This window comes from Deinococcus alpinitundrae, assembly GCF_009982895.1.
In the GTDB taxonomy this organism is placed as follows: Bacteria; Deinococcota; Deinococci; order Deinococcales; family Deinococcaceae; genus Deinococcus; species Deinococcus alpinitundrae.
On the sequence record NZ_WXZL01000083.1, the window covers coordinates 1 to 1,115 of the forward strand.

The 1,115-nt window shown below is 46.9% G+C and carries 1 protein-coding gene; it reads right to left on the reverse strand.

The window, feature by feature from the left end; translation table 11 throughout:
- Positions 1–556: 556 nt before the first annotated feature.
- Positions 557–1,006: a hypothetical protein gene (locus GUI70_RS22470; RefSeq protein WP_161884497.1), complete on the reverse strand. Its 450-nt coding sequence runs from the start codon at positions 1,004–1,006 to the stop codon at positions 557–559.
- Between the last annotated feature and the right edge of the window lie 109 nt (positions 1,007–1,115).

Here is a 1,115-nt window from a genome sequence, read left to right on the forward strand (position 1 = left end):
TCACCGGAGACGGCGCTTTTCCCTCCGCGCGAATCTCATCGCCGCGCTGTGCAATCACTCGCTTACTGAGAGAGCGTGACTTTCGCAGGAGGTCTATTGATACTATGGCTTTTCCTTAAGCGGCGAATAATGGTGTCGTTTAGTGGCTTACCACTTGGAGTAGTATATCCCTCTTGCGATAATATATCAGCTATTTCAGTATTATTACGAGATTGAGACAACATTCTTATCTTCTCGAAGAAAATGGGATGAAATTGCCTTTTAGGGTTGAACTTCACCTTCCTCCTTTTCTTCGACTTAATCCCGTGCACTTTTCTTACGGAATCAACGTTATATGCCGTAAAATCCAATCCCTTCTGAGTTTTAAATCCTTCACTATTCAAAATTTCCGCAACTTCTGCTCGATTATGCAATAGATATAGATCTCTTATTCGCTCAACAAGAATTGGCGAAGTGTCCAGAATTTTGGTGGATTCTACATCAAAATTCAGTAAACTCTTAGTCCCAGAAGACCAGACTACTATTGCGGTGACTTTATCCTTTTTTCTGGTTAATGTTATTTGCTTAATGAGCTCTCGAATGATTTGTTTTTTTGTGGGATTGTCATGGCAGAGTGCTCCCACAGCAGACCAATGTTTTGCGAAAGCTCTGAAATCAAAATTACGTCATCCTGGCTCAACGATGGTTCATTTTCATGCATTGCAGCTAACTGACCCTTAACAGTCTCCAGCTCAACCTCGGCAATGACCAGCTCCCGCATCAACCGCTGCGCCGATATCGATTGTGCATCGTGAGTGACGGCCACCCGCACCATAGCCTCCGCCTGGGAAACCATGGCCTGAGCATCGGCGAGCCGCTTTGCACTGAGTCGGCGTTGCTGCTTCAACTGATGATCCGCATCCTGTGACAGGCGCAAGACGCTATCCACTCGCGCTGGTGAAAGGGCTTCAAGCAGAGCGGCCTGTAACACAGCGTCAAGTTGGTTGCCAGGAATTGTTTGGCACATATGTCCGGCACCTCAGTACCCGACAACTTCCGTTTAAGCCGCTCCTGGAGCTGAGAAAGAACTTATCAGCACTGTAAACAGCACGGCCAAGTCGTCTGGATCCCATCTC

Excerpts from the sequence above, each read along its gene's own strand:
- GUI70_RS22470 (WP_161884497.1), bottom strand. The coding sequence starts at position 1,006 with ATGTGCCAAACAATTCCTGGCAACCAACTTGACGCTGTGTTACAGGCC.